Genomic DNA, 20289 nt, shown 5'->3' with positions numbered 1-20289 from the left:
TATTTACTATTGTAAATCCTCATTATTTAGAAAAACGTGTTCTTTTGTTAGCACTATTTCTTTAACAGAATTATTGTGTTTTATCTTGATTTTTAAAGAATCTGATGTGTCTTTTTTACTTCTAAATTCACATACCACATCTTCTGAAGTAATTGGTGTATCATTAATAGCTAAAATTTCAGCTTTTAAAGGCACATTTTGTACTGAAGCAGAAGAATTATTAAGAATACTTTTTACAATTAACTTTTGTGTTTCCTTATCAAATTTAGTTCCTAATCCGTTAGATTTCCAAATGAAGTTTGGCACACTATCATAAGGTTCTAAAATCATTTTTTTTGATTTCCAGCTTAATGTTGTTTTGTATTTCTTTAAAAAACCTAATCCTAATAAATTCATAGATGATGGCGACATTACCGCTGGAACTTTTTGAACATTAAAATCTGTATTCTTAAAAAATAAAGAATCTAAAAGCACTAATTTCTCTGTACTACTTGACTTTGATTCTCCACCTAAACCTTCAGATCTTTTTCCTAAAATCTTTCTTGTTTGTAGGTTTAAAGAATCTTTTAAAACATCTTTCTCAACCAAAGAAAGCACTCCGTTATTTCCTAAATCTACTAAAGCTCTTTTATATTTCTTTTCTTTTGAAAATTGTAGTGAAGTTCTGATATGAAAACTCGATTTATTGATATTTAATGGAACTTCTATCGTGTTATCTCCAAACTTTAAATCATTTAAAGATTGTGTCATTATGATTTCTTGTTTTTCAAAATCAATTTGCCAATCTACATGTTTCATAGTTCCGTTACCGATTAAACCATAGATTTCATCAGAACAATTAAAATTAAATTCTATTTCCTTAAAGTTTAGTTTTTCAATACGTATGTTGTCAATTTCAATCGCGTCAACTTTTTTAATGCTTGTAAGAAAGAAATTCCCCGTAGCACCTCTACCAATAGCTTTACCATTTGATTCTAATTCAAACTCGCTGGAATGATGCTTAAAAATAAAATTTGAAGCTCCGCTATCTAATATAAAAGGATAAGCTTTTTTACTGTTCTCGAATTTTACATCAATAAGAATGTGTCCTGAAGTTGAATAATAAAACGGAATTGTAACTGATGTTTTTTCTCCAAAATATAATTCTCCTTCACCTAACTTCTCTTGTTGTTTTATGAAATAGTACAATGTACCTCCACCAAATACTATAAGAATTCCTATTAGGAATGCTATAACAACTAAAATTCTCTTTACCATTTCACTTATTTTTTTGTTTCTATTAGTGGAATAAACAACTGGTTTCGTTACAAATAAATTTTTATTTTAATTTATTCTAAATAAATAATTATATTTGCAGCGAATTTACAGAAAGTATGATTGTTTTTTACACACCTAAAAGAGAAATAGTTAAGACATTACCAAAGATTAGTGCTTGCAGTACTGATTGTGCTAGTAATTGCTTAAAACCAAAAAGTAAGTGTTGTAATAAGTATAAGAAAAAAGGCATCAACTGTAAGCGATGCCCTTTAAGTTTTGATATTAAAATTGCTTCTTAATTATTCTACTTTTAATAAGAAATAATTTCTTTTTCCTCTTTGAAGAATTACGTATTTGTTAGCTACTAAATCATTAGAAGTAATCTTGTAATCTTCTTTTACTTTAACTTTATTTACTGCTATCGAGTTTTCTTTTAATGCTCTTCTAGCGTCTCCGTTTGATTTTAAGAACTGTGTTTTGGCAGCCAAAGCAGCTATCATATCTAATCCGGCATCTATTTCAGCTTTTTCAACAACAGCTTGAGGAACACCTTCGAAAATATCTAAAAATGTTTGCTCATCTAAACTCTTTAAATCTTCATCTGTAGATTTTCCGAATAAAATATTAGATGCTGCAATTGCTTTATCTAATTCTTCTTTAGAATGTACAAATGTAGTAACTTCTTCTGCTAACTTTTTCTGTAAAGCTCTTTGATGTGGTGCTTCTTTATGCTCTTCAATTAAATTATCTATCGTTTCTTTATCTAAGAATGTAAATATTTTAATATACTTCTCTGCATCTACATCTGTAGTATTTAACCAAAATTGATAGAATTTATATACCGAAGTTTTACTTGCATCTAACCAAACGTTCCCTCCTTCTGTTTTACCGAATTTAGAACCATCTGCTTTAGTAATTAAAGGACAAGTCATAGCAAAAGCCTTTGCATCTTCTCCAGGGTTCATTCTTCTTACTAATTCTGTTCCTGTAGTAATATTTCCCCATTGATCTGATCCTCCCATTTGTAAAGCACATTTGTGTGTTTTATGTAAATGATAGAAATCGTATCCTTGAATTAATTGATATGTAAACTCTGTAAAAGACATTCCGCTTCCAGATTCTCCAGAAATTCTCTTCTTTACAGAATCTTTAGCCATCATATAATTTACAGTAATTCGCTTACCTACATCTCTAGCAAATTCAATGAAAGAAAAATCTTTCATCCAATCGTAATTATTAACTAAAACCGGAGCGTTTTCTTTTGTACTATCAAAATCTAAAAATCTTGCAAGCGTAGCTTTAATACCATCTACATTCTTTGCTAAAGTTTCTTCATTTAACAGATTTCTTTCATCTGATTTCCCTGAAGGATCACCAATCATTCCTGTAGCTCCACCAACTAAAGCGATAGGTTTATGACCTGCTTTTTCTAAATGAACTAATAATATAATTGGCACTAAACTTCCGATATGTAATGAATCTGAAGTAGGATCGAAACCAATATAAGCACTAGTCATTTGCTTTTGAAGTTGTTCTTCTGTTCCTGGCATTATATCGTGGATCATACCACGCCATTCTAATTCTTTTACTAAATTTTCAGTCATTGGTGTAAATTACTTTGTGATGACAAATATACCATTTACAAAATTTTATTTTCTAAGAATATTGAGAAACAATACTTTTAATTTTCGCTTCACAATTTTTAAAAAGATTTGGTGTTTCCCTTTTGTGACCAATCTTATTTTTTTCGGTCTAAAGACTACATTAAATACACTAAATAAATTTAAAAAAATGAAAAGTACATTTAAATTCCCATTATTTTTTGCATTAGTTACAGGCTTATTGATGTTAACAAGCTGTAATAGTGAAGATGAAATAATTGATCCTGTTGATCCGCCTGCTGCAGTTACAACATATTCTGCAAAATTATTAGCTGCTCCTTTAGCTGATGAAACTTCGTCTACTTTTATGACTTTCTACAATAATACTGTTCATAAGATAAGTGATGCCGCAACCAATGGTAGTTCTTGGGATTTTGGTTATTTTTATGGAACTAGTAGAAAAGCTTCTTTTGCTTCTGTAAAAAATTATCCTACTGATGTTTTTGATTTAACTGCTATTGCTGATGCTGACAAAAAAGAATGCTTCTTTAGTAAATCTACTACGATTACCACTGCAGATTTTGATGCTATTACTTTAGAAAGTGAATTAAATACTATCGTAAAACCTACAACACAATCTGTTACTGAATTAAATGGTGGTGATATTATTGAATTTCAAGATGCTTATGATAACAAAGGACTTATAAAAATCACGAGAATAGTTGAAGGAAATGGTTCTAATGGAGAAATTGAGTTTGATGTAAAAATTCAAATTAACAATATTCCTGTTACTCAATAAAACCTAAAAACATAGTAGTTCATCAAACTTTTAAATATTCGGAATGACAAGTCGTACACTTTAATTTCTTTGTAAAGGGTAAAAAAACACGCTCTGCTTTGGTACGTCTAATTCTTCTTTTTAGTTGATCACCGCAATTCTTACAGGTATTGTTGACTACGAATTTCATAACAATTTATATCAATTGTAATTTTAACTCAAAAGCCAGTATATTACTGGCTTTTTAAATTAAAACCCTTCAATTTAAGGTTATTAAAACTTTCTTTTACTTTCATTTCTAATAACAAAAGTATCTCTATTCTTTTCTTCTCAACATGAATATTTGTAGAATACGGATTTTACTTTGTGAAAGACACTATTTTCTTTTTAAAAGGAAAATTTAATTAGTGAGATAGACTAAAACAACTCTTTTACACAATCGGAAAAAGCATCGAAATTAGCTTTGGCTAATGGAATTCGAGTGTCATTTTTCATTAATAAATAACCACCATCGTTCTTTACAAACTCTTTTACATACTTAATGTTTACCAGATATGATCGATGTGATTTGAAAAAGAAATCGTTATTCGAAAGTTGATCTACAAAGAATTTTAATGTTTTCGAAATCACTTTTACATTACCATCTTTCACATAAATTTTTGTGTAAGAACCATCTGCTTCTAAATACTGAATTTCATCGTAAGAGAGAAAAATCATACCATTTGGCACTTCTATTGGCAATCTATTTATTGTAAGTTTTTTTAGTTTTTCTAATTGCTGACCGACTTCTTTTTGTGCTTTTCTTTCTTTACTTCTTTGAACAGCAGCTTTAAGATGATTTATATTAATTGGCTTTAAAATGTAATCTACAGCACTTAATTTAAAAGCTTCTACTGCATATTGATTGTATGCTGTTACAAATATGATATTGAAATTAACTTGTTTACTATCGAAAAAATCAAGAATTTGAAGTCCCGAATAATTAGGCATTTCAATATCTAGAAACACAATATCTGGAGCGTGTTTATGAATTAATTCTACTCCTTCTTTTAAATCTAAAGCCGTATAAATATGGGTGATTTCTGGAAACAATTCTTTTAATAATGCTTCTAATAAAATCAACGCGTTTTTTTCATCATCAATTACTATAACTTTCATCTTCTTGTGGAATTTTAATAATAACCTTAGTTCCTTCAGAAATGCTATCAGAACTAAACTTATCTTGTATTGTTATTGTTACCTTTTCTTTTCTATTTTTATTCAGCAAATTGGTTCTATCTTCATTTGCTTCTATGGCATAAGAACTATGATATTGACTTTTAATTCGTTTCAATTCTTTTGCTCTTTCTCTTCCTATTCCGTTGTCATCTATAACACATATTAATGCTTCTTCGTCTGATAGATAACTGAATGTAATATTTAATTTTTTTATTCCTTTCTTCGGAAATAATCCGTGTTTAATCGCATTTTCTATATAGGGCTGAATAAATAAAGAAGGAATTTTCATCAATTTTCCTTTACCAACATTACTTGAATTAATAGTGTACTGAAAACTTTCTCCAATTCTTAATTGCTCAAGTTTTAAATATGTTTCTAAAGCTTTTATTTCTTCTGGAAGTTTGGTGAATTGTTTTCTACTAAAATCTAAATACATTCTAATTAACTGAGAAAACTCAGCTAAATAAATACTTGCTTCTTCTTTTTTATTCGTGATAATATAACCTTGAATAGAGTTTAAGGTATTGAATATAAAATGAGGATTCATTTGCGATCTTAAATTTTCTAATCTAGAAAATATTAACTCTTTACTTAATCGTTCTTTTTCGAATAGATTTCTTTGGTTTCGTCGAACTCTTTTTACAAACAGAAAAAGCACCAGAATAATTAATAAAATAACTCCGCTAATAAACCACCATTGCATCCAAAACGGACTAGCAATTGTGATAATAATCTCTTTGTGTTTATTGTATTTATTATTTTTTCGGTTTAAAGCTTTTATCTGAAAAACATATTGTCCGTAAGGTATGTACGGATACCTAACTTGAGTTTCATTAGTTACACTCCATTTTTCACTCAACCCAAGTAATCGGTATTTAAATGTTTTACTTCCTATTTCAGATCCTAAAACATCAAAATAAAGTTCCATTTCATTTTTATCGTGAGGAAGTGAATATTTCGATTCTACTTTAAATTTTTCATTTCCAAATAGAATATCTTTAAAAATTATCCTTTCAGGATATATTTTTTCGTTAAGTACTTTTTTATCAATGGTTACAATAGCTTTTCGACCTAATACATACAATTTGTTTTGATGTAATCGAATCTCCTTAATTTTGTTTCCTCTAAGCTCATTGATTAAGTCAAACTTTATAACCGAATTCTCTTTTCTATTGTAAAAACTTAAATGAGTTTCTCCTAGAACCCATAAATTATTTCCGTCTGCTAAAACGTGTAATATTTTATTATCCTGAGTATTTTGATGCAATTCAAAATTGGTGATTTTTTGATTTTCATCAACTTTTAATAAACCTAGATTCGGACTCGCTATCCAAACCACACCATCGTTAGTTTCAGTAAAAGAATTTGCTAAAATATCTTTACCATGAAACGATATTTCTTCTTGCTTGAAACCTTTTGAAAAACGATACAATTTATACGAACCAGAAACATAAATTATAGCTTTTGATGTAGTAAAATTCTTCCAAGAATTTCCATTGAGTAATACATTATTTCTTTGAAAGAAAATGCTTTCAGCTACAACTGGTTCTTTATTTTTTTGCTGATTTTTAAACTTGAGATTATTTACGAAGTAATAACAATCACTTGGATCTGACACGAAAAACAGATGATCTTCTTCTCTATAATTTATATCTCGTAAATAACTCCCATTTTCAACTTTATGCAGTGTATTTAATTCTATATTCCAAAGTAAAGATCCTCGAGAACCGAAAAAGAAAATTAAATTCGGACTCGCTTTTTTTAACCAAATAATCTCTCCGACCAGATTGAAAACATCAAACTCTTTTTTATCATTGGTCTTAGCTAAATTTTGAACAACAATCTTTCCTTTTTTCTTTCCACAAATCATAGTATTATCGTGAAAAAGAAATGAAACCACTTCTCCAGATTCCGCTAAGTTTTGTATTTGTATATCGTAATTCGGAATAAGAAAAATTCCGTTTTTTAAAGTAGTTACCCAAATTTTTCCTTTAAAATCTTGTACTACTTGAGTAATATATTCTCCCTGAAAAAGTACATTTTTAAACACTAACTTATCTTCAACAAAATCGTATAAGAACACACCTTCATTGGTAACAAACCACAATTGATTGTTGATCTCCTTTATACTATTGATAAATTTATTCTGCAGTCTTTTCGGTAGAAGATTTTTGTTAGATAATCCTTTTTCGGGATCTACTCTAAATAATTTTTCCTGCAAACCCTCTTCTGCAACTGGAATTTTATTTCTTGATCGGTATAAATATAAATTCCTTTTAAAAGAGAAAAATGAATTGTAGTTATCTTCTTGATGATCTATCGGGAAACTAGCGATTTTTTCTCCTAGATAATTAATCTTCAATATAGAATCTAATAAGATATAATTGTGATTTTTAAAATGAATTATATCTGTATTTCTTCTACCTTGATGAGGAGTATCTTTCTCGTAGATTGTTGTTTTTGTTTTTAAATCTATAAAATAAGTATGCTTTACATTCGAGACATTAAGAGATGTTGCTGAAACATTGTAATCGATAAACTGAGTTGAAATACCGAAATTATCTTTTAGATCTATAAACAATTTTAACTCGTCTCCTTCGGTATAAAAAAACTGTCCGTATCTATTTCTACACCAAATTCTACCTCTACTATCTTTCTTAAGATTAAAAACTGAAAGTCCGATTTTATTAGGATGTTCAACTTTTATGTATGCATTTCCGTCGTATCGAAACAAACCTCTATCTGCAGCCAACCAAATATAACCTTTATCATCTTCTATCATATCATAGAATTCGGTGTCTGGTAATCCGTCTATTTCAGATAAATGAATACTTAATGGTTCTTGAGTCCAAGAAATACTTAAAATGAAGAAAAATAATATGTAGAAATACTTTGTGATTGCTTTATATAGGATAACGGTTCTGGTAAAATTATAAAATTAAGTTTTCTACACAAACCTTATTACATCGAATTAAAATCCGCTAACAAAACATCATTATTTGATCAAAAACAAGTAATAATAGCTACTTTTACATTAGCTAATTATTGGTTAAATATTTCATTTAAATTAAGCATATGATATTAGTTACTGGAGGAACTGGTTTGGTTGGATCGCACTTATTATATTTCCTGTTGGAAGAACATGAACATATAACTGCGATTTACAGAACAGAAAAGAAGTTAGCTTCTGTTAAAAAAGTGTTTTCTTATTACACTGAAAATTCTGACGTACTCTTCAATAAAATCAAATGGATTAAAGCTGATATTATTGATATTCCTTCGTTAGAAGAAGTATTCTCTCAACAATATGAATATGTTTATCATTGTGCGGCTTTAGTTTCATTTGATCCGAAGGATTATCACGATATGAGAAAAGTTAATATCGAAGGAACAGCCAATCTTATTAATTTTTCTATTTCAACCAAAGTTAGAAAATTCTGTTTTGTAAGTTCTATAGCTGCAGTTGGTGATGCTATTAATAACAACACCATAAATGAAGAAAATGAATGGGTAGACACGAAAGACAAACATGGTTATGCAATTAGCAAATATGGTGCAGAAATGGAAGTTTGGAGAGGAAGTCAAGAAGGTCTTGAAGTAGCTATAGTAAATCCAGGAGTTATATTAGGTAGTGGTTTTTTCCATGAAGGATCTGGAAAAATTTTCGATCAAGTTTTTAAAGGATTAAAGATTTATACAGAAGGAGTTACTGGATTTGTTGGTGTAAAAGATGTTATTAAATCTTTAATTAAACTTGCGCATTCTGATATAAAAAACGAACGCTTTATTTTAGTTTCTGAAAACAAATCTTTCAAAGAAATTTTTCATGAAATCGCTGATAACTTTGGTATTAAACGACCTAATATAAAAATCAATCGATTTGTAACTTCTATTGTTTGGAGAGTAGATTGGTTCCTTTCATTAATAACTAGAAAACGTCCTTTTTTAACAAAGAACTCTGCCCGATCTGCACATAACAAAGATTATTATAGTGCTGATAAGATTAAAACTGCTTTAGATTTTAAGTTTGAATCGATAACAAAAGTTATTGAAGACGTTTGTAATGATTATAAAAAATAACCATTACTCTTCGTCTTCTTGTATAATTAAACTGTCTTTAACAGCTTCTATGCTTTTTTTAGGTGTCAGAGAATCTGCTTTCTTTTTTAGAAGTTCTTTTTCTTTCTTCTTAATAGAATCTCTTGTGTTTTTTTCTACTTGATATTTACTTGCTATTACTTCTAAGTTTGTTCTCACTGACTTCAATAGCTTATCATAATCATCAATTCTAGAAGTATAATACGTATTACTTTGTTCGAAACGTAAACTATCTATTTTGTATTTATCATACACCAATTGCATGTAGTTTAAATCTCTCCTATTTTTTACCGTTTTAATAGGTTTAGATGCCGATGCAATATGCATATCGGTAAGTAAACTTATCATAGTATCTCTTGGTATAAGATTTTCTGGTGCTTTGTAAATGGTATTTCCTGTACAAGAAATCATTATACAAATAGAAAAAATAAATACAATTGTGTTTTTCATTTACCTTTCAAATAATAAACGCTTTCCTTTAATTTCTTCATTAAATACTCCGTTATCATACATTAGATTACCATTGATAAAAGTATGCGTAATCTTAGATGATAATGTAACTCCTTCGAAAGGAGACCAACCACATTTATAAAGTACGTTGTCTCTTGAAACTTCCCAAGGATCGTTTGGATCTACTAACACAATATCTGCATAATAGCCTTCTTTAATGTATCCTCTTTTTTCAACTTGAAAAAGAATAGCTGGATTATGACACATTTTCTCAACTACTTTCTCTATAGAAATTACGCCTTCTTTTACTTTTTCAAAAAGCGCAACAACAGCATGTTGAACTAAAGGTCCACCACTTGGTGCTTTTGTATACACATTTGCTTTTTCTTCTAAAGTATGTGGAGCGTGATCTGTAGCAATCACATCAATTCTGTCATCTAATAAAGCTTTCCAAAGTCCGTCTTTATCTTGCTGTGTTTTTACTGCAGGATTCCATTTGATATGCGTTCCTTTTCTATCATAATCTGCATCGGTAAACCATAAATGGTGAATACAAACCTCTGCTGTTATTTTCTTATCTTTTAAAGGAATATCGTTTCTAAAAAGTTCTGTTTCTTTTGCTGTAGATAAATGGAACACGTGTAATCTTGCTCCTGTCTTTTTCGCTAATTCAATAGCTTTTGAAGAAGATAAATAACAAGCTTCTTCACTTCTAATAATTGGATGATATTTTACAGGAATATCGTCTCCATATTTTTCTTTAAACTCTGCTGTATTTTTTCTGATTGTTCCTTCATCTTCACAATGTACAGAGATTACCATATTGGTTGAAGAGAATATCTTTTCTAATACTTCTTCATTATCTACCAACATGTTCCCTGTTGAAGAACCTAAGAATAATTTAATTCCAGCTACATTTCTAGGATTCGTTTTTAATAACTCATCTAAGTTATCGTTTGTTCCACCAAACATAAACGAGTAATTTGCATAAGAAGTTTTACTTGCTATTTCAAACTTATCTTCTAATAATTCTTGAGTAGTTGCCTGCGGAGAAGTATTTGGCATTTCTATAAAAGAAGTAATACCTCCAGCAACAGCAGCTTTACTTTCTGTTGCTATGTTAGCTTTATGTGTAAGTCCTGGTTCTCTAAAATGAACTTGATCATCTATCATCCCTGGAATTAAATATTTCCCATTGGCATCAATTACAGTTTCATCACCTGTAGGTTCGATTTTATCAGCTATTTTACTGATAATTTCATCTTTAATTAATACATCTCCGGAAAAAACACGATTCTCGTTAACAATTTTTGCGTTCTGGATTAAGTATGATTTTTTCATTTTTATTTTGGTAAGCCTTTTAATCTCATTTTTATTACTCCAAATAAAGCTTCGTAAACAATACCTCCGCTCATTTTAGATTCTCCTAAAGTTCTGTCGGTAAAAATTACCGATACTTCTTTTACATTAAACTTGTGTTTCCATGCTTTGTATTTCATTTCAATCTGAAAAGCATATCCTACAAACTTAATTTTATCTAACTGAATTGTTTCTAACACTTTTCTCGACCAACACACAAACCCTGCTGTAGTATCGTGTACAGGAATTCCTGTAATAAATCGAACATATTTAGATGCGAAATACGAAAGCAATACTCTATTCATTGGCCAATTCACAACATTCACTCCTACAGAATATCTAGACCCTATAGAAACATCAGCACCATCAACAACACATGAATTGTATAAACGTATTAGATCGTTTGGATTGTGAGAAAAGTCTGCATCCATTTCGATTAAATAGTCATAATTTTTATTCAATCCCCATTTAAAACCATGTATGTAAGCAGTTCCTAATCCGTTTTTTCCTGTTCTCTTTTCTATGAACAATTGATTCGGAAATTCTAACATTAAACTTTCTACGATTGTAGCGGTTCCATCTGGTGAATTATCATCAACAACTAAAATATCGAAAACTTTTTCCTGACTAAATGTAGCTCGGATAATAGCTTCTATATTTTCTTTTTCGTTGTAAGTAGGGATTATGACTAATGTGTCAGACATCAAACTTTATTTCGTTAAAAACTCGAACAAAGATAAACTAATTTATTACTAATTTTGTGTTAATTGAATTTCTGAAAACTTTATGGAAATTATTGAACGTAATTTCATTTCTAACGACTGGATCACACTTGTATTGTTAACTTCTTTAGTGCTAATTGCTTTAATGAAGTTATACAAACCTCAGCTATTACTAGGATATAGTATTGCCTTTTTTTCTCAAGGATTTATAGAAAATCGTTCCAATAAAAATCCATCTATTTTTTCTGTATTTCACGTATTAATTTTCATTTTTAGTTTACTGATATTTTCATTGTGCATTCATTTTCTTTTATCAAACTATTTAGAAAATTATACTAGCTCTTATCTGATTACTTTAGGAGGAGTATCTGCATTTATCTTGATAAAGTATCTGATTATAAAATTGATTTCATTCTCTTTAGAAATTGAAGAATTAACTCGATATTTTTTATTTTCAAAAACTGGATACCTATATTCTATCAGTTTGTGGTTGTTTCCTATTTTAGTTTTTTATCAATATACCTACTCAAATGACAAAATTTTAATTGTTTATTTGCTTTTATTAATGGCTTTTAGGGGAATATTGGTGATTAAAAACAACAAAAAGCTGATTTTTAATCACTTCTTCTATTTTATTTTGTACTTTTGCACCCTCGAATTAGCTCCTTTGCTAATTATTTATAAAACAACAACTATATAAAGAAAGTTTTATGAAAGTGAAAACGATTTTAGTATCTCAGCCAGCACCAAAAACTGAGACTTCACCTTATTTTGATTTAGCTGAAAAACAAAAAGTAAAAGTTGATTTTCGTTCATTTATCCACGTAGAAGGAATTCCTGTAAAAGAGGTAAGAGCGCAAAAAATCGACTTAAGTAATTTTACAGCAATCATTTTAACAAGTAGAAACGCTGTAGATAATTTCTTTAGAATTGCAGAAGAAATGCGTTTTACAGTTCCAGATAGTATGAAATACTTCTGTCAATCAGAAGCTGTTGCTTACTATTTACAAAAATATGTTGTTTACCGTAAGCGTAAAATATATGTTGGAACAAGAACTTTCCCAGAATTATGTAAATTAATTAAAAAACATAAAGACGAGAAATTCTTACTTCCTAGTTCAGATAAATTAAAGTCTTTAATTCCAGACGAGCTTGACAAATTAGGTGTAAACTGGAAAAGAGCTGACTTATATAGAACTGTAGTTAGCGACTTATCTGACTTAGAAGACGTATTCTATGACGTATTAGTTTTCTTTAGTCCTTCTGGAATCGAAAGTTTATTTGAAAACTTCCCAGATTTTAAACAAAACAATACAAGAATTGCTGTATTTGGTAATTCAACAATAAAAGCTGTAGAAGCAAAAGGTTTACGAGTAGATATTGCTGCTCCAACTCCAGAAACACCTTCTATGACAATGGCTTTAGAAAAGTATATTAAAGAAGTGAACAAAAAGTAATTTCTTACAAAATATATCATAAGAACCTCGCTAACTGTAGCGAGGTTTTTTATTTTTATATTAAACCTTACCTCATTAGTTCTGTCTTATTATTATGAAAACACAGTATATACTTCATCTTTATAATAGAATTGGTTTTGGATTGCATCCGAAAGAAATTGAAGCACTTCAATCTAAACAAAGAAACGAAGTGATTAACCAACTTTTTCAATCTTCAGAAAAAGTTACTCCTTTAAATATTGACACTAGTTTTATTAGTGATCTCTCTCTTAAAGAATTAAAAAATAAAAAAAAGAGAAAAGACCTAATGAAAATCAGCAGAAAAAAAATACGAGAATTAAATGGTATTTGGATTGACAGATTAAATAATCCTACTGAGATTTTAAGAGAAAAAATGACTTTGTTTTGGGCAAATCATTTTGTTTGCGAAGACAAAAACATTGTACACGTTTTACAATACAACAACACTTTAAGAAAATTTGCTTTAGGAGATTTTCGTGCTTTTGTAAAAGCGATTTCTAAAGAAGCAGCAATGCTGAAATACCTAAACAATAAGCAGAACAAGAAAGATAGTCCGAATGAAAATTTTGCAAGAGAATTATTAGAGCTTTTTACTTTAGGCCAAGGAAACTATACCGAAACAGATATTAAAGAAGCTGCGAGAGCTTTTACAGGATACAATCACGATTTTAAGGGCAACTTTAGATTAAGAAAACGAAAACATGATTATGGCGAAAAAACCTTTTTGGGAAAAACAGGAAACTATTTTGGCGATGATATTATTGATATTGTTTTAAGTAAGAAACAATGTGCACGTTTTATCTGCGAAAAGATCTACAGCTATTTTGTAAATGATAAACTAGACAATGATAGAATAGAAGAATTAACAGCTATTTTCTTTACTGATTACAACATTGAAAACCTGATGAAACATATTCTTTTATCGGATTGGTTTTACGATGAAACAAATATTGGAACTAAAATTAAATCTCCGATAGAATTAATTGTGGGTACACATAACATTGTTCCGTTTACATTTCAAAAAGAAAAACAAGAAATTCTTATTCAGAAATTATTAGGTCAGATTTTGTTATTACCTCCTAATGTTGCCGGTTGGAAAGGTGGACAAAATTGGATAGACAGTAATACCATTGTTACACGACTTCGTTTGGCTTCTGTATTGTTAAATAACGCAGAAATCACGTATTCTGATAAGGATGATTTTAAAGCTGTGATTACTGATTTTAAAAAGAGAAAACGAAAACGTAAAACCTTTATAAAAACAACTACCGATTGGGAGAATTTCGAAACAAAATACAATACTGTTTCTAATAAAGAACTTGTTGATGTATTAATTACAGCTCCAATAAGTGCCGGGACTAAAGAATTACTGAAACAATATTACAATCTACCTAAAAAGGAGTTCTGCATTCAGTTATTATCACTTCCAGAGTTTCAATTATGTTAAAATAGTAAGATCATGAAAAGAAGAAATTTTATTAAAAGAACATCGCTAGCTACAGGTGGAGCTTTTTTAGTTCCTCAATTTTTAAAAGCTTTTGAAACGACACTTTCTCAAGTCAATTCTTACAAGAAAGTAGTAATTATTCAGTTGAAAGGCGGAAACGACGGATTAAATACTGTTGTTCCGTTTAGGAATGATCTTTACTATCAAAACAGAGGAAATATTGCACTTCAGAAAAATCAATTATTACAATTGAATGATGAAGTTGGTTTTCATCCGAGTTTAGCTCCTTTACAAAATTTATTTGATGATGGTCATGTATCGATTATCAATAATGTAGGCTATCCAAATCCGAATCGATCACATTTTAGGTCAACAGATATTTGGCAAACGGCTAGTGATAGTAATGAATATTTACAGTCGGGTTGGGTTGGTCGTTTTTTAGATGTTACAAACTCAAAACCATATCGTGCTATAGAAGTAGATGAAAGTCTTTCTTTACTGTTAAAAGGAAATCATCAAAACGGATTGGCAATTACAAATCCGAAGCTATTTCATCGCTTGTTAAATCAGCCTTTTTTTGACAATGTTTTCAATAATTACAAAAACGACAAACATTTGAGCGAACACAATTTAGGCTACTTATACAACACCATGATTGATGCTAAATCTTCAGCTTCGTACATTTATGAAAAAACAAAAACACAATCGTCTTCTGTAGATTATCCTAAAAATGCATTCGGGAAACAGCTAAAAACAATTGCTGAGTTTATTTCTTCTGGAATAGATACGCAAATTTATTATGCTGGTTTAACTGGATTTGACACGCATGCGAATCAGAAAAACAGACAAGCGCGATTATTAAAAGTGTATGCTGAAAGTATTGCTACTTTTGTAAAAGATTTAAAACGCAATAACACATTTGATGATACATTAATTCTTACGTTCTCTGAATTTGGAAGACGTGTAAAACAAAATGGCTCTAACGGAACCGATCATGGAACTGCAAATAATGTATTTGTGATTGGAAAAAATTTAAAGAAAAACGGAATGTACAATCGTCTTCCGAATTTGAGTGATTTGGACGATAATGGAGATTTAAAATATACTGTAGATTTTAGAGAAGTGTATGCTACAATTTTAGATAAATGGTTAGCGATTGACAATGCTAAAGTTTTAAATAAAAACTTTTCTAACCTTGATTTTATTTAAAGTCAAGGTTAGAAATTTATTCGAATTTACTTTTTCTTTGACTCTAATTCCCCTTTTTACTTGATCTTAGTTTAATATCTTTTATCATAGTTCCCAACTCAGAGTTATGCCCTTCAAATTCAGAATTCAGTAGGTCAAAATTAAATTCTCTAAAATACTTAGATGTTTTAGGTGTTTTCATAGACAACATTAAAATTTTATCTTCCTTTTTCGATTCAACTTTCATATCATTTTCACCAGATTTAAACACAGTAGAGTTTCCTCGTACTTCTAGGTGATAATTATCATTAGGGACGAAAAAATTGACTTTAGAATATTCTCCTTTAAAATTGAATTTTCTGAATTTATTAGAGTAACCGTAAAAATAAAAGCGACTTCCAAAATCTTTAAAATCAGTATATGCATCCACCTCTCCAATTTCTATTTTTGTGTGTTCGGTGATTAAATTTGAATTAGCAATTCCTCCAATTAATAAACTTGTAGTACTTTTTGCTGTAATAATACTACTATCTACTTCACCTAAAAAGATACTGCCATTCCAACAGGTTAATTTTGAGTTGTTAATTTTTCTGATTTTAAGATAACCGCCATCAACAAATACATTTAAGTTTTTAAATTCTAAATCATTAAAATCTATATTACTTTTTTCAGCATTTAACTTTAGTATTGCAGCAAACTTCTTAGGAAGATAAATTGTAAAAGTATTTTTTATTAGCTTTTTGTTATTATCTATTATTACTTTTTCTTTTAATCTTATAAACTTTTTATAATCCTCTCCTTTTCCTTCTTTGTATTTCTTTAAAATTTCTTCCTTACTTTTCTTTTTGAAGGAAAAATCTGTGTAATTTTTAACCACTTTATCTACAAGCTTAGATAACTCTTCGTTCGTTACTCTTTCAGAAAAAGCATGTAGCCTGTTTAATTCAATCTCACTTTTTAAATCAACATTTATAACTCCTTCTGTAATTTCTTCATTAAACTTTAAAGACTCCAAAAAAGAAGTTTTTTCTTTATCAGAAAGGTTTTTAAACTCTAACTTAAAATTAAAATGAATTTGATTGTCTTCTGATGGTCTTATATCTACAGGAACATTTTTTAAAGAAAGCTTTAGACTATCAATATTCTTCATCTGAAAACTTTTACTATATAATATCTCTGTTTGTGCAAAAACAAAATTGCTTAGAAAGTATAGGCTAAATAATAATCGTTTCATGAGTTACTTTTTTTTGTTTTAAATTTTTTATGTGCGCTTGTATATCTTTTAAAGCTTGTAATCTTTTTTGAAGATTAGAAATCAAATCTTCTAAAGTGTTTATATCATTAGGATTTTTATTAAATCTAGACAATATGACTTTATAACTTTCTGATAATTTCTTTAGCTTATCATCATACTTTTTTATCAGTTTTTCATCATCTGTTAACTCCAAAAAATTATTCCATTCTGTATTAATATTTTTTAAGTATTCTGTTTCTATTTGCTGAACATGTAATAATAATTGCTGATCTTTTTCTTCAATTTTATTATCTGGAAGGAACAAATAATACACAGAAATTAAAACAATCACTGAAGCAACCAAACCAATCATTTTTTTGAAAGGATTTTTTTTCTTTCTAGAAGTTTCTTTAAGCTTTCCTAAAAATTCAGCTTTATGATTTTCTGGCAACTCTTTTTCGAATTCTTCTTCTTTAAAAAGTTCTCTAATATCTCGCTTCATTAAAATGCTTTTTTAATAATTCTCTTAATTGTAGTTTACCTCTTCTCAATTGTGTTCGAGAAGTTTTCACTTCGATTCCTAAAATTTGAGAAATTTCAGAATGATCGTATCCTTCTAACAGATATAATTTCACTACCAATTGATATTTTTCACTCAATTGATCTATTGCTTGTAAAATTTCTTGTTTTGTAATTTGCGTATCAAATAACCAATCTTCATCATCAACAATTTCTAATTGAACTTGCTCTATGGCACTTGTTTCTAATTTTTTCTTTTTCAATTGATCAATACATTGATTGATAACGATTCGCTTTAACCAAGCTCCGAAAGTTTTGTCTTTTTCAAATGTTTGGATATTTAAAAATGCTTTTAGAAATCCTTCTTGCATAGCTTCTTTAGCTTCTTCATGTGACAAGTATCTGCATGCAATAGTATACATTGCACCACAATACTGATCGTAAATATGCATTTGGGCTTTTCTATTGCCTTTTTTACATTGATAAATTAATATGTCGATTTGTTTAGACACGTATTCGATTGCATTGATTTACCCTTAATAACGAAGAAAAAAATAAAGGGTTTCAACAAAGTAAAAAAATTACGCAAATAACGTAGCAAAAGCATCTTCTATTTTACCCACTAAAATGAGTTTAATTGAATGATTTTTAGATGTAATCTTATTATATTTTGAAGTTACAAATGTTTTATAACCTAGTTTTTCTGCTTCAACAATACGTTGATCGATTTTAGAAACAGGACGAATTTCTCCTGCTAAACCAACTTCAGCCGCAAAGCAAACATCTGGATTAATTGCGATATCTTGATTTGAAGAAAGAATTGCCGCTACAACAGCTAAATCTATTGCAGGATCATCGATATAAATTCCTCCAGTAACATTTAAGAATACATCTTTTGCTCCAAGTTTAAATCCAGCTCTTTTTTCTAGAACAGCCAGAATCATGTGTAAACGTTTTAAATTATAACCCGTAGTAGATCTTTGTGGAGTTCCATAAACTGCAGTACTTACTAAAGCTTGAATTTCTATCATTAACGGACGAACACCTTCTAAAGTTGAAGCAATTGCTGTTCCACTTAAATCAGTGTCTTTTTCTGAAATTAAAATCTCTGACGGATTTTTAACTTCACGTAAACCGTCTGATAACATTTCATAAATTCCTAATTCGGCTGTAGAACCAAATCTGTTTTTTTGAGAACGTAAAATTCTATAGGTATGATTTCTGTCTCCTTCAAACTGAAGCACAACATCTACCATATGTTCTAAGATTTTTGGTCCCGCTATATTTCCGTCTTTATTAATATGTCCGATTAATAAAACTGGGGTATTTGTTTCTTTCGCAAATTTGATCAACTCAGCAGAAGTTTCTTTAATTTGAGAAATACTTCCTGGTGAAGCTTCAATATTATTTGTGTATAACGTTTGAATAGAATCTATAACTAAAACATCAGGCTGTACTTCTTCAACATTTCTGAAGATTTGTTGCGTATTTGTTTCTGTTAAAATCAAGCAATTTGAATCTTCGTTTTGCAAACGCTCTGCTCTCATTTTAATTTGCGATTGACTTTCTTCTCCAGAAACGTATAATACCTTCTGCGGAATTTGTAAAGCAACTTGCAGTAGTAATGTTGATTTACCAATTCCTGGTTCACCCCCTAGTAATGTGATAGAACCTTTTACTAATCCGCCACCTAAAACTACATCTAACTCATTATTTCGAGTGATGATTCTCTCTTCTGTATTCAATTCAATTTCTTGAATTCTTCTAGGTTTTGAAACAACTTTTTGTGTATTCAAAGGCGTTTTCCAATTTCTTTTTTCTTCTTTTTGGATTACTTCTTCAACAACTGTATTCCATTGTTTACAATTCGGACATTGTCCGACCCACTGCGCATGTTGCGCTCCACAATTCTGACAGAAAAAAGTTGTTTTAGTTTTTGGCATTTGAGCAAATTAAATGAACAACAAAGATACATTTAATATAAAAAATAAAACAGTTTGCTCATGTAGAACAAACTGTTTTATTAATATGTTTTTTTAAGTTATAATTATTCAAAAAAATCTTTTAGTAAAGAATCTCCTATTTCTTTTCTTTCCTTTACTACTCTTTTTAATGCTTTTTGATAATAGAAATCATAATAATCATAAACTCCTATATATGTATCATAAGACACATCTTTTAAAACTGTTTTTGTACAAGTTTCAACCTTTTTAAAAATCTCGTTTCTTTGTTTTTCTGTATACTTTTCATAATCACTCAATTCAATTAAAACTAAAATTTTATCATTATTAATTTCAGTGATATAATTGATACTTCTAGGTTCAATAAAAGAAAGATTTGGCTCTAAGCAATTTTTAATATTATATGAAACCGGTTCTTTAATAAGACCTGGACTCATAGTAGAATTCCCCATTATCTTACGAAGTTTTTCTTCCCAATTAAGTGCAGGTTTTGATTTTTCAGGTTCTTTCTTTGGATTTATTACAAGTGTTTCTACTTCTTTCTCTTCAGGCTGATATACTGTATTTATTTCTGTAGTAACCTCTGATTCATCATTAGTAAAAAAATAATCTCCAATAAATGCAAAAAGGCTTATAGTTAACGAAAGAGCAAACATAAAAAATATTGCTAAACAGCCAAAAGAATGCCATTTGGGTGTTTTAACGTTCGACTTCTCTACAGCTCGATCTAGAGCAACTCGAATGTTATCTGGAATTTCACTATCATCGTAACGTTTTTTACAATGACCACAAGTAACTTCTCTTGATTTTCCTACAGAAATAATCGGAATCCAAAAAACATGGAAATATGAATTATATATGATTCCTTGAAAGCTTTTTTCTGTACCACAATGACTACAAACAGTATTCTCTCTAATTGTAGCTACACCAATTTTAGATTTCTTTACACCGAAGAATATTATCATATCAATTTTTTCTC

At 29.3% G+C, this 20289-nt stretch carries 18 protein-coding genes; 6 read left to right on the top strand and 12 right to left on the bottom strand.

The features are described 5' to 3' along the window. Window positions 1–6: 6 nt before the first annotated feature. Together Q1A15_RS16165 and tyrS are read right to left on the bottom strand one after the other, a co-directional pair. Window positions 7–1257: an aspartyl protease family protein gene (locus tag Q1A15_RS16165; protein ID WP_299626338.1), complete on the bottom strand. Its 1251-nt coding sequence runs from the start codon at window positions 1255–1257 to the stop codon at window positions 7–9. Between the two features lie 299 nt (window positions 1258–1556). Further along, complete coding sequence (tyrS, locus tag Q1A15_RS16160; protein ID WP_299626334.1) at window positions 1557–2861, bottom strand: tyrosine--tRNA ligase; 1305 nt, start codon at window positions 2859–2861, stop codon at window positions 1557–1559. Window positions 2862–3048: 187 nt separating this feature from the next. Here tyrS and Q1A15_RS16155 point away from each other — a divergent pair, with 187 nt between their 5' ends. Beyond that, entirely contained in the window at window positions 3049–3657 is a 609-nt protein-coding gene (locus Q1A15_RS16155) for a hypothetical protein (RefSeq protein ID WP_299626331.1), read from the top strand. Between the two features lie 396 nt (window positions 3658–4053). On the opposite strand, the gene Q1A15_RS16150 is transcribed toward Q1A15_RS16155, so the two are convergent. Together Q1A15_RS16150 and Q1A15_RS16145 are read right to left on the bottom strand one after the other, a co-directional pair. Then, window positions 4054–4794, bottom strand: coding sequence for a LytTR family DNA-binding domain-containing protein (locus Q1A15_RS16150; RefSeq protein WP_299626328.1), 741 nt, complete (start codon window positions 4792–4794; stop codon window positions 4054–4056). Continuing rightward, the gene (locus Q1A15_RS16145; RefSeq protein WP_299626325.1) at window positions 4775–7636 is read right to left on the bottom strand and encodes a sensor histidine kinase; all 2862 of its coding nucleotides are present in this window, start codon (window positions 7634–7636) and stop codon (window positions 4775–4777) included. Before Q1A15_RS16145 ends, Q1A15_RS16150 begins: the two co-directional genes overlap by 20 nt. Window positions 7637–7929: 293 nt before the next feature. Here Q1A15_RS16145 and Q1A15_RS16140 point away from each other — a divergent pair, with 293 nt between their 5' ends. Beyond that, on the top strand, window positions 7930–8934 hold the full coding sequence (locus Q1A15_RS16140) for an SDR family oxidoreductase (protein ID WP_299626322.1): 1005 nt from the start codon (window positions 7930–7932) through the stop codon (window positions 8932–8934). Window positions 8935–8937: 3 nt separating this feature from the next. On the opposite strand, the gene Q1A15_RS16135 is transcribed toward Q1A15_RS16140, so the two are convergent. Genes Q1A15_RS16135 through Q1A15_RS16125 form a run of 3 tightly spaced genes read right to left on the bottom strand, consistent with a single transcriptional unit; the run spans window position 8938 to window position 11465 of the window. After that, the gene (locus Q1A15_RS16135) at window positions 8938–9402 is read right to left on the bottom strand and encodes a DUF4296 domain-containing protein (protein ID WP_299626319.1); all 465 of its coding nucleotides are present in this window, start codon (window positions 9400–9402) and stop codon (window positions 8938–8940) included. After that, complete coding sequence (locus tag Q1A15_RS16130) at window positions 9403–10743, bottom strand: dihydroorotase (RefSeq protein ID WP_299626316.1); 1341 nt, start codon at window positions 10741–10743, stop codon at window positions 9403–9405. A gap of 2 nt (window positions 10744–10745) precedes the next feature. Next, the gene (locus tag Q1A15_RS16125; protein ID WP_299626313.1) at window positions 10746–11465 is read right to left on the bottom strand and encodes a polyprenol monophosphomannose synthase; all 720 of its coding nucleotides are present in this window, start codon (window positions 11463–11465) and stop codon (window positions 10746–10748) included. 82 nt (window positions 11466–11547) lie between these two features. Here Q1A15_RS16125 and Q1A15_RS16120 point away from each other — a divergent pair, with 82 nt between their 5' ends. The 4 genes from Q1A15_RS16120 (at window position 11548) to Q1A15_RS16105 (ending at window position 15617) form a co-directional block, all read left to right on the top strand. Next, window positions 11548–12183: a DUF4271 domain-containing protein gene (locus Q1A15_RS16120; RefSeq protein WP_299626310.1), complete on the top strand. Its 636-nt coding sequence runs from the start codon at window positions 11548–11550 to the stop codon at window positions 12181–12183. Window positions 12184–12193: 10 nt separating this feature from the next. Next, a complete protein-coding gene (locus Q1A15_RS16115; protein WP_299626307.1) occupies window positions 12194–12940 on the top strand; it encodes a uroporphyrinogen-III synthase in 747 nt (248 codons plus the stop codon). Between the two features lie 94 nt (window positions 12941–13034). Beyond that, a complete protein-coding gene (locus Q1A15_RS16110) occupies window positions 13035–14408 on the top strand; it encodes a DUF1800 domain-containing protein (protein WP_299626305.1) in 1374 nt (457 codons plus the stop codon). A gap of 12 nt (window positions 14409–14420) precedes the next feature. After that, complete coding sequence (locus Q1A15_RS16105) at window positions 14421–15617, top strand: DUF1501 domain-containing protein (RefSeq protein ID WP_299626302.1); 1197 nt, start codon at window positions 14421–14423, stop codon at window positions 15615–15617. A gap of 43 nt (window positions 15618–15660) precedes the next feature. Here the strand turns inward: Q1A15_RS16105 and Q1A15_RS16100 are convergent, their stop codons facing one another. From Q1A15_RS16100 to Q1A15_RS16080, 5 genes are all read right to left on the bottom strand, one after another. Further along, on the bottom strand, window positions 15661–16746 hold the full coding sequence (locus tag Q1A15_RS16100) for a hypothetical protein (protein WP_299626299.1): 1086 nt from the start codon (window positions 16744–16746) through the stop codon (window positions 15661–15663). 64 nt (window positions 16747–16810) lie between these two features. Then, window positions 16811–17332 carry a hypothetical protein gene (locus Q1A15_RS16095; RefSeq protein WP_299626296.1) on the bottom strand — a complete coding sequence of 174 codons (522 nt, stop codon included), beginning with the start codon at window positions 17330–17332 and terminating at the stop codon, window positions 16811–16813. Further along, window positions 17316–17861 (bottom strand): RNA polymerase sigma factor, encoded by a 546-nt coding sequence (locus Q1A15_RS16090; RefSeq protein ID WP_299626293.1) that lies wholly within the window; start codon window positions 17859–17861, stop codon window positions 17316–17318. Before Q1A15_RS16090 ends, Q1A15_RS16095 begins: the two co-directional genes overlap by 17 nt. Window positions 17862–17930: 69 nt before the next feature. After that, the gene (gene radA / locus Q1A15_RS16085) at window positions 17931–19292 is read right to left on the bottom strand and encodes a DNA repair protein RadA (protein WP_299626290.1); all 1362 of its coding nucleotides are present in this window, start codon (window positions 19290–19292) and stop codon (window positions 17931–17933) included. Window positions 19293–19396: 104 nt separating this feature from the next. Then, a complete protein-coding gene (locus Q1A15_RS16080; RefSeq protein ID WP_299626286.1) occupies window positions 19397–20275 on the bottom strand; it encodes a zinc-ribbon domain-containing protein in 879 nt (292 codons plus the stop codon). Window positions 20276–20289: the final 14 nt, after the last annotated feature.

The organism is uncultured Tenacibaculum sp. (assembly GCF_947495995.1).
GTDB lineage: Bacteria > Bacteroidota > Bacteroidia > Flavobacteriales > Flavobacteriaceae > Polaribacter.
This window is presented reverse-complemented; position numbering and strand designations above follow the sequence as displayed.

Excerpts from the sequence above, each read along its gene's own strand:
- Q1A15_RS16110 (WP_299626305.1), top strand. The coding sequence starts at position 13,035 with ATGAAAACACAGTATATACTTCATCTTTATAATAGAATTGGTTTTGGA.
- Q1A15_RS16100 (WP_299626299.1), bottom strand. The coding sequence starts at position 16,746 with ATGAAGAATATTGATAGTCTAAAGCTTTCTTTAAAAAATGTTCCTGTA.
- tyrS (WP_299626334.1), bottom strand. The coding sequence starts at position 2,861 with ATGACTGAAAATTTAGTAAAAGAATTAGAATGGCGTGGTATGATCCAC.
- Q1A15_RS16125 (WP_299626313.1), bottom strand. The coding sequence starts at position 11,465 with ATGTCTGACACATTAGTCATAATCCCTACTTACAACGAAAAAGAAAAT.
- Q1A15_RS16105 (WP_299626302.1), top strand. The coding sequence starts at position 14,421 with ATGAAAAGAAGAAATTTTATTAAAAGAACATCGCTAGCTACAGGTGGA.
- radA (WP_299626290.1), bottom strand. The coding sequence starts at position 19,292 with ATGCCAAAAACTAAAACAACTTTTTTCTGTCAGAATTGTGGAGCGCAA.
- Q1A15_RS16140 (WP_299626322.1), top strand. The coding sequence starts at position 7,930 with ATGATATTAGTTACTGGAGGAACTGGTTTGGTTGGATCGCACTTATTA.
- Q1A15_RS16130 (WP_299626316.1), bottom strand. The coding sequence starts at position 10,743 with ATGAAAAAATCATACTTAATCCAGAACGCAAAAATTGTTAACGAGAAT.
- Q1A15_RS16150 (WP_299626328.1), bottom strand. The coding sequence starts at position 4,794 with ATGAAAGTTATAGTAATTGATGATGAAAAAAACGCGTTGATTTTATTA.
- Q1A15_RS16135 (WP_299626319.1), bottom strand. The coding sequence starts at position 9,402 with ATGAAAAACACAATTGTATTTATTTTTTCTATTTGTATAATGATTTCT.
- Q1A15_RS16120 (WP_299626310.1), top strand. The coding sequence starts at position 11,548 with ATGGAAATTATTGAACGTAATTTCATTTCTAACGACTGGATCACACTT.
- Q1A15_RS16080 (WP_299626286.1), bottom strand. The coding sequence starts at position 20,275 with ATGATAATATTCTTCGGTGTAAAGAAATCTAAAATTGGTGTAGCTACA.
- Q1A15_RS16095 (WP_299626296.1), bottom strand. The coding sequence starts at position 17,332 with ATGAAGCGAGATATTAGAGAACTTTTTAAAGAAGAAGAATTCGAAAAA.
- Q1A15_RS16155 (WP_299626331.1), top strand. The coding sequence starts at position 3,049 with ATGAAAAGTACATTTAAATTCCCATTATTTTTTGCATTAGTTACAGGC.
- Q1A15_RS16115 (WP_299626307.1), top strand. The coding sequence starts at position 12,194 with ATGAAAGTGAAAACGATTTTAGTATCTCAGCCAGCACCAAAAACTGAG.
- Q1A15_RS16165 (WP_299626338.1), bottom strand. The coding sequence starts at position 1,257 with ATGGTAAAGAGAATTTTAGTTGTTATAGCATTCCTAATAGGAATTCTT.
- Q1A15_RS16145 (WP_299626325.1), bottom strand. The coding sequence starts at position 7,636 with ATGATAGAAGATGATAAAGGTTATATTTGGTTGGCTGCAGATAGAGGT.